This window comes from Halochromatium sp. (assembly GCF_054919635.1).
This window is the reverse complement of sequence record NZ_JBUDPI010000180.1, coordinates 1-7,351: the sequence shown is the minus strand read 5'-3', so window position 1 is coordinate 7,351 and position 7,351 is coordinate 1. Positions and strand designations below refer to the sequence as shown.

12 protein-coding genes are annotated in these 7,351 nt (G+C 65.1%); 5 read left to right on the top strand and 7 right to left on the bottom strand.

Annotated elements, in window-relative coordinates; translation table 11 throughout:
* A partial coding sequence (locus ACY693_RS11670) for a thioredoxin domain-containing protein (protein ID WP_462321993.1) occupies nucleotides 1-265 on the top strand: 265 nt, incomplete at its 5' end.
* A 56-nt stretch (nucleotides 266-321) separates the two neighbouring features.
* Here ACY693_RS11670 and ACY693_RS11665 read toward each other — a convergent pair.
* Both ACY693_RS11665 and ACY693_RS11660 read right to left on the bottom strand, forming a co-directional pair.
* Nucleotides 322-918, bottom strand: coding sequence for an SAM-dependent methyltransferase (locus ACY693_RS11665; protein WP_462321992.1), 597 nt, complete (start codon nucleotides 916-918; stop codon nucleotides 322-324).
* Between the two features lie 71 nt (nucleotides 919-989).
* Entirely contained in the window at nucleotides 990-1,328 is a 339-nt protein-coding gene (locus tag ACY693_RS11660; RefSeq protein WP_462321996.1) for a hypothetical protein, read from the bottom strand.
* Between ACY693_RS11660 and ACY693_RS11655 the strand changes: the two genes are divergently transcribed.
* A complete protein-coding gene (locus ACY693_RS11655) occupies nucleotides 1,248-1,841 on the top strand; it encodes an AAA family ATPase (protein WP_462321995.1) in 594 nt (197 codons plus the stop codon). The genes ACY693_RS11660 and ACY693_RS11655 overlap by 81 nt on opposite strands.
* A 239-nt stretch (nucleotides 1,842-2,080) precedes the next feature.
* On the opposite strand, the gene ACY693_RS11650 is transcribed toward ACY693_RS11655, so the two are convergent.
* A complete protein-coding gene (locus ACY693_RS11650; protein WP_462321991.1) occupies nucleotides 2,081-2,587 on the bottom strand; it encodes a metallophosphoesterase family protein in 507 nt (168 codons plus the stop codon).
* Nucleotides 2,588-2,794: 207 nt separating this feature from the next.
* Between ACY693_RS11650 and ACY693_RS11645 the strand changes: the two genes are divergently transcribed.
* A complete protein-coding gene (locus ACY693_RS11645; RefSeq protein WP_462321990.1) occupies nucleotides 2,795-3,556 on the top strand; it encodes an alpha/beta family hydrolase in 762 nt (253 codons plus the stop codon).
* A 3-nt stretch (nucleotides 3,557-3,559) separates the two neighbouring features.
* Here ACY693_RS11645 and chrA read toward each other — a convergent pair whose 3' ends face one another.
* The 3 genes from chrA to ACY693_RS11630 form a co-directional block, all read right to left on the bottom strand.
* The gene (chrA, locus tag ACY693_RS11640) at nucleotides 3,560-4,792 is read right to left on the bottom strand and encodes a chromate efflux transporter (protein ID WP_462321989.1); all 1,233 of its coding nucleotides are present in this window, start codon (nucleotides 4,790-4,792) and stop codon (nucleotides 3,560-3,562) included.
* Nucleotides 4,793-5,081: 289 nt separating this feature from the next.
* The gene (locus ACY693_RS11635; RefSeq protein WP_462321988.1) at nucleotides 5,082-5,471 is read right to left on the bottom strand and encodes a hypothetical protein; all 390 of its coding nucleotides are present in this window, start codon (nucleotides 5,469-5,471) and stop codon (nucleotides 5,082-5,084) included.
* Nucleotides 5,468-5,929, bottom strand: coding sequence for a DUF4174 domain-containing protein (locus ACY693_RS11630; protein WP_462321994.1), 462 nt, complete (start codon nucleotides 5,927-5,929; stop codon nucleotides 5,468-5,470). The genes ACY693_RS11635 and ACY693_RS11630 overlap by 4 nt, the downstream gene beginning before the upstream one ends.
* Before the next feature lie 7 nt (nucleotides 5,930-5,936).
* Between ACY693_RS11630 and ACY693_RS11625 the strand changes: the two genes are divergently transcribed.
* Complete coding sequence (locus tag ACY693_RS11625; RefSeq protein ID WP_462321987.1) at nucleotides 5,937-6,440, top strand: MOSC domain-containing protein; 504 nt, start codon at nucleotides 5,937-5,939, stop codon at nucleotides 6,438-6,440.
* Nucleotides 6,441-6,472: 32 nt separating this feature from the next.
* On the opposite strand, the gene ACY693_RS11620 is transcribed toward ACY693_RS11625, so the two are convergent.
* A complete protein-coding gene (locus ACY693_RS11620; protein WP_462321986.1) occupies nucleotides 6,473-6,658 on the bottom strand; it encodes a hypothetical protein in 186 nt (61 codons plus the stop codon).
* A 105-nt stretch (nucleotides 6,659-6,763) separates the two neighbouring features.
* On the opposite strand from ACY693_RS11620, the gene ACY693_RS11615 reads away from it, so the two are divergent.
* Nucleotides 6,764-7,213: a hypothetical protein gene (locus ACY693_RS11615; RefSeq protein WP_462321985.1), complete on the top strand. Its 450-nt coding sequence runs from the start codon at nucleotides 6,764-6,766 to the stop codon at nucleotides 7,211-7,213.
* Nucleotides 7,214-7,351: the final 138 nt, after the last annotated feature.

Genomic DNA, 7,351 nt, shown 5'->3' with positions numbered 1-7,351 from the left:
GCGCGCCACCTGCGTCATCGATCCTAATGGCGTGCTGCGGGACATGGTCGACGACCCGATGAGCAATGGGCGCTCAATCGATGAGTTCGTGCGCCTGGTCAAGGCGCTGCAGACCTCCGACGAGCACGGCGTGGCCACGCCTGAGGCCTGGCAGCCGGGCGACAAGGTCATCGTGCCGCCACCGGCCACGGCAGAGCAGGCCGAGGCGCGCATGGCCGAGGGCTATGAGTGCTCGGATTGGTACTTCTGTAAGAAAGCACTCTGAACCATGAGCCAAGCCGGGCGGCGCTCAGACGCCACCCGGCGCGCCTATGGTCTGACTCAGAGCGGCTTACGCGCGACCAGATCGATCAGCGCCGAGTGCCCGGCATGGCCATCGCCTTCCTGCAACTCGAGCTCATACGCTTCGAGCCGCAGGATCTCCAACCCGGTGAAGGCATCGCGCAGGAGCTCAGGCGTGTAAAGCAGCTCGGCACAAGGTGGGCCGCCGGTGCCGTAGTTGAGCTGATCTGGCGTAAAGCCATGCAGGAGGAGCCATCCTCCGGGTGCGAGCGTCTGTTGCATGCCAGCGAAGATGTCGGCTCGCAACGCCGGCTCGGCGAACTGGATGAAGATCGCCGCGACCAGATCGTAGGCTTCGGGTGACCAGGGCCAATGCTGGAGATCGGCGTGCTGGAAGTCGACTTGAACCGAGCGTGCTGATGCCAGCTTGTGCGCCTTGTCCAAGGCGACCTGAGAGCTGTCCATCGCCGTCACCTTGAGTCCCCGCTCAGCCATGTAGACGGCATTGCGGCCCTCGCCATCGGCGACGGTGAGCGCCCGAAGGCCCGGCTGTAACAGATCGCTCTGTGCCACCAAGAACTGACTCGGCTCGGTGCCATAGAGGTAATCGTCGCGGTCGAATCGTTGATCCCACATCCTAGGTTGCACGCCTGTCAGGGTTCGAATGGAACAGTTCAGATCAAGCATTACCCAACCAGGTTGCCGCATCAACCCAGTCCATCCAGCGCCTTCGTCAACCGCGTTATCTGTCGTCTCGCCTGCCGCCGTTCCGCCGCGATGTGCAGCGTCTTCGCCTCCGCGATCAGTAGCATCAACCGCTGAGCACGCCTGACCCCGGTATAGCGCAGAGGACGCACCAGCAGGTGGGTGAAGCCGGATTGCTCGCGGTGGAAGATTAGCCGTTCGATGCGGCTGCTGAAACGCTCGCGGGGATAGGCAAGGCGGCGGCTCGCTTGACGGACGCCGTGCGCAGTGGAAAGGGGCGCGTGGATGCCGCGCACGAGGTCCTGGCGCTGATGATCTCCGAGGAGGCCGCGATGCTGCACCGACTTCTCGGCGCCGGCTTTGGCGACGCATTCCGACATCACCGGGGCAATCGGCTCTTGCTCGACTGTCTGGTCGTCGACGAGGCGTCGATGATCGACCTGCCGTTGATGGCGCGGCTGTTGGATGCCTTGCCGGAGACGACCCGCATCCTGCTTCTCGGGGACCGCGATCAACTGGCCTCGGTCGAGGCGGGCAGCGTGCTCGGTGACATGACAGGACATGGTCAGGAGATTCGTTACTCGCAGCATCAGGTCGCGTTGCTCAAGGGGGTCGGTGCGGCGCGCGTGGCGATGCTACCTGGCATCTCAGGGTCGCCCGGAGCCTGTGACGCGGTCGGTTTGCTGCGGGTCAGTTATCGTTTTGCGGCCGACAGCGGGATCGGTGCCCTGGCTCGGGCGGTGAATGCCGGTCAGGGCGACGCGGCGTTCGCGTTGGTCGAGCAGCAGCGCTTCGCCGATGTCGGCTGGATCCCCGCCGCCGAGGAGGGGCTCAACCCGGCCAGCGTCGACTGAGCGATCGACCGCTATTCCCGCTACCTGCATCCCAGAACTCGACCGGCTGCTAGCGGCCCATCGTTGCCATGAGTGACGCGGTAAAGGGGATGATCGGGAGAGGGATTTGCATGCGCAGTCTCCACGGAGTTATTTGCTCCCAAGTGTCGCGACTTCCGCCAGCGTCCCGGTCGTCCTCGCGGGAGCGTCTGCGACAGCAAACAACAGGTCGGCCCGGGGGGACTAGCGTCCATGGCGTTTCAAGGCTCGAAACGCTCGATGCGCAACGCCCAGCGATGCTCAGTGGCGTCGAGCACCAGGCAGGAGGGTCCGCCAAAGGTCCGTGCCCGGCCCGCAGCGCCGGGATTGAGCACCCAGGGCTCCGCATCGCGATCGGCGATCAGGCGGTGGCTGTGCCCATAGACAATGGCACGGGCCTGCGGGAAGCGGCGGCGCAGACGCTCATGGCGATTCCGGGCGGGGATCTGATGGCCGTGGATGATCGCTAGCGTCCCACCGGGTAGCATCAGGTCCTCGTGCTCCCGCAGGCCATCCAGGACGTGCGCCTGCTCCGGCGGCCACTTGCGTGAAACATCGTTGTTTCCGATCACGGCAATGACCCGTCCCTGACGGGGTCGCAGGCGCTCCAAGACGTCAGCGTTGCCGATGTCCCCGCCGTGAACCGCCAGGTCACAGGTCGCCACCAAGGCCTCGACCCGCGCGTCGAGGTGGGCGTGAGTGTCGGCGAGAATGGCTACGCGAAGCATGGTGCTGCTATGAGGGGCTGCGTGCCAGGATCAACTGATCGCGAACAATAACCCCCGTTGGAGACCCCTAAGAGCTACTTCTGAGTGGCTCCATTAACCCGATCATGGGTGGCTCCTTAAGGGCGGTCAGTGACATCGTCTTGCCAACTGCTATTGCGGGTTTATGCTTCGGATGCTCTGGTTTACTGATCATGAGGCCGCCACGCAATGTCTGACAACCCCGCAGATTCGCTCGATGCATTGACTGACGGACCGCCAGGCGCGCACTGGACCCTGGTCCTGGGCCATGGTGCGGGTCAGGGCATGGATTCACCCTTCATGGCGCACATCGCTCGTGCGCTTGGCCGAGCGGGGGTGCGGGTGATCCGCTTCGAGTTCCCGTACATGGCCGAGATGCGGCGGACTGGCAGGCGTAAACCGCCGAACCGGGAGTCGGTACTGCTGGAGCGCTGGAATCGGGTCATCGACCAGGAGCTCGCCGGAGGTGTCGACGCTCAACGCCTGCTGATCGGCGGCAAGTCCTTGGGTGGGCGCATGGCGAGTCTGATCGCTGACGAGCGCGCCGCCGCCGGGCTGGTCTGCCTGGGCTACCCGTTTCATCCGCCGGGAAAGCCGGATCGGCTGCGCACGGAGCATCTGCAGGTCCTGCAGACGCCGACGCTCATCTGTCAGGGCACCCGCGATCCCTTCGGCACGCCGGACGAGGTCGCCGGCTACGCGCTCGCCCCGTCGACTCGACTAGCCTGGATTGAGGACGGGGATCACAGCTTCAAGCCGCGCCGGCAATCCGGCCGCACCTGGGAGCAGAACCTTGATCAGGCGGCAGAGGCCGTTCTCGGCTTCGCCCTGTGGCAACAAGACCTCAAGGCGGGCTTGTCCGGGCACAGTCCCCAACAGGCCTTCCGGGAGCAGGACGCGGTGGCGTTCGCGCCGGCGACCGCAGAATGTAGAAAACAGGATAGCCGTTGACATCTAGTTGGGTTGCGCGACGAGGCCAAGCGCCGCCGCAGCGAGCACCGTGGCCATGAGCACCAGCCAGGGGGGTGCTTTCCAGGCCGTGAGCAGGATGAAGGCGGTCAACGCGATGGCGAAATCCGATGGCGACGCCACCGCGCTGGTCCATACCGGATGGTAGAGTGCGACACCCAAGATTCCGACCACCGCAGCGTTGGTACCAGCCATGGCAGCACGGGCACCGGCAGAGTGGCGCAGCCCGTCCCAGAACGGCAGCACGCCCATCAGCAACAGCATGCCTGGCAGAAAGATGCCGAGCAGTGCGATGCCCGCGTTCAGAATCCCGTCAGGTCCCGGCTCCACGATTACACCGAGATAAGCCGCAAAGGTAAACAGCGGACCCGGCACCGCCTGCGCCGCGCCATAGCCGACGAGGAAGGCGTCGCTGCTCACCCAGCCGGGCTCGACCAAACCCGTCTCAAGCAGCGGCAGCACCACGTGCCCACCGCCGAAGACCAGCGCTCCGGCCCGGTAGAAGGCTTCGAACAGCGCGAGTCCCGGCAGGGACCACCAGGCGGCGATAGCGGGTAGCCCAAGCAATAACAGCAAGAACAGCGCGAGGAGCAGCGCTCCAGCGCGCCGGGAGATGGACAGGGGCAGGTGCCCGGCGGCATTCTGATCGACCCGGCGGCACCAGAGAGCTCCGAAGACAGCCCCTGCAGCGATCGCGGCCATCTGTCCGAACCCGGTCGGAACGAACACAACAACCAGCACGGCGGCGAGTGCGATCGTTGCCCGTTCCCGATCGGGCGCGAGCGTACGCGCCATCCCCCAGACCGCCTGGGCGACGACCGCCACCGCCGCCAGCTTGAGACCATGGATCAAGTCCTGCCCAGTCGGGCCGGAAAGCGAATCGGCGCCGAACGCAAACGCCAGCAGCAGCGCAGCTGACGGCAGGGTGAACGCGGCCCAAGCCAGCAGGGCGCCGGCCAAGCCGGCGCGCAAGTACCCCAGCGCGAACCCCACCTGGCTGCTCGCCGGTCCCGGCAGGAACTGGCATAGGGCGACCAGGTCCGCATAGGCCGCCTCGCTCAGCCAGCGCCGGCGCAGTACCAGCTCGTGGCGAAAGTAGCCGAGGTGGGCGATAGGGCCGCCGAAGGAGGTGAGCCCGAGTTTGAGAAAGGCACGGAAGACTTCCCCCCGGCCTCCGGTCCCTTGCTCTTGTTGCTGATCACGCTGGTCTGCGACCATGATCTGCGCTCCGATCCGCTAGGGTTTCATGATGGGCGGCCTCGCTAGCCCATGTCGCGGCGTCCTGATGAATCGCTGATGGCGACCCTCGGTCAGATCAACCGGTCGCTTCGACCGCGGCTCCCTGCATCTGGCCAGAGTCAGCCCGAAGCCGCGCTGGGCCCGGCCCGAGGCCTACCGTTCACTGCGCTAAACAACGCGCTGGGATGAGCTGCCGGTGGCACGAGCCTGAGCGCGACGCACAGGTCAGCGGTGAGTGCGTTCCGGTTCGGTTGATCAAGGCACGAGCTCAGGTCAGCTCACTGAACGGCGATGGCTCCCACGGGAGCAAGCGCGCCTTGGCACTTGTGATGGTGATCTCCAGTTGGAGCTCGCAATGTTCGGTGAGGCTGTCCGGTGGCGTGGGATCATCAGCACAGCTGCAGCCAGCGATGATGCCGGCATAGAAGACGCCGAGATGGGCTAGGATGCGGCCGTCCTGCTCGCGTTGGCTCAAGAGATGGACCGCGATGGGAGCGTTAGCGACAGCGCTGGTCTGAGTGAGACCGTTCTGAAGCAACGGCTGAAGGGCGGGGTGATCGGGCCCCAGACCTTCTATCTCCTCGATCAGGGTCTGGTGAAACGCCGGGCTGTTCCAGGCCGAGAGCGCTCGCGGTAGTGTCAGGACCCCTTCGCTCACTGCGCGGCCTCCATCTCCCGGCGGCGCATCGGCATCGCATCGATACGCGCGAACAGCGTCGGCAGGTCGAGGTGGTCGGCGGTCGCCTTGAGGCCGCCGTCTTTGCCGATCAGAAACACGCTAGCATCAGATCGGTCGAAATAGCGCTGTTGCAGTTCTTCGGTCAACGTCTCGTCGAGGGGTCGCGAGACGTTGGTTTGCAACCGCCCCTGATGACGGACGAACCACAGGATGTCACGCTCGGCGATTGCTGGTTGCGCCGCCTTCAGCTGCTGGCTCGCCTCCGGGCTTTGTGCGTCCACGATAATGATCCGATGCTGCCAGCGCAGCGCTTCGAGCGCCTCGAGTGGCCGATTGACGCCCTGATTGGCTGATTCGGCCGGGGTCACGGGGCTTGCCGCGCCGAGGCCGATGGCGAGGCCCAGACTCAGCCGGAAACTCTGCAGCCTCTGTATCATCGACACCATGATCATCTCCAAGAACAGCCCATTGGCCGCGTTGATGCAAACCTTCCCGCGTGCTGGTCGCCTGGAATGGATCGGCCTGCGGCCCGCCAAGCGCGCGGCGTTGATCAGCGTCGACGTGGCGCGGGCTATCGCGGGCGCCGGTCTTGAGGGCGATCATTACAGCGGACGCTCGGGCAATCGCGGCATCACCTTGCTACAGGCCGAGCATCTGCCAGTCATCGCCGCGCTAGCCGGTATCGAGGAGATGGCACCGAAGACCCTGCGTCGCAACCTGCTCGTGTCCGGAATCAACCTCGCCGCGCTCAAGGATCAGCGCTTTCAGATCGGCGAGGTGGTGCTGGAGGGCGCCAGCATTGCGCATCCCTGCTCACGTATGGAAGAGGTGCTGGGGCCAGGCGGCTTTAACGCCATGCGCGGCCATGGCGGACTCTGCGCGCGCGTGATTCAGGGTGGGCTGCTGCGGGTGGATGATGCGCTGATTGCAGGTGCGGCTGACTGCTGATGGTTGCACACCGCGGGCCGTTGAGCGTCTCATCAACCCCTCACCGCATCCCCCGCTCCACCCAACCGCTCGGCCAGGCGCGTGATGCGCCGGTTCGCCTGCTGGCGTCCCACCGCGATGTGCAGGGCCTCGGCGCGGGAGCGAATCGCGTAGTGACCGAGTGCAACGCGAGTATCGGCTTGTCGCAAACCTCCCACCGGTGTCATTGTGCCTGTCACACTCTCACCCTCGTCCCGCTATGGTCAACGCTGATCGCGTCGCGTCGCTGCTTGCATGGCATCGTTTCGCGGGGTTGGTCTGTGCTTTGCGTTTGTGCTCGTGCAATGAACAGTCTCGAACAACGCATTCTTAGCGCACGCCCGGTATTGGACGCGCTGTGCCAAGCGATGAGGCGCGAGGCGGCGACCCTATTCCCGCGCGAGCCGGTGATGATCAGTTCACCCACGGCAGCCCTGTATCGCCTCCAGCACGACCCTGCTGATGGTAGCGAGAGTCTTGTCGGTGAATGGCTTAACGCCCAGGGCCATCGCCTGAGGACGCTGGTCTGTCATGCCAGCGGGCACTGCTTTGCCGAGCACGATATCGTGCGCGGGCATCCGCATGATCCGCGCTGGTTCGTGGAGGCTGTCGAGGCCTGGGGCCTATGCGCGATCTGTACCCCTGGTGATTCATCCCAGATTCTGGATACGGCGCGGCCCGAGGACCGGACCCCGAGGCGGCCGGCGAACGGAGCCGAGATCCAGGCTGAGCTGCGGTTGCTTCCGCAGCCCTGATCGAGCGCCGACGCGATCGACGCAACAGCCCACCTCTAAGCCCCATCGTGCCATCATGCTGATGCTTTATCACAAACATCCCAACAGCGCACGCACGCGGTTCCTGCGCTTCGCCCATGGGGGAATCTGCGACTGCGG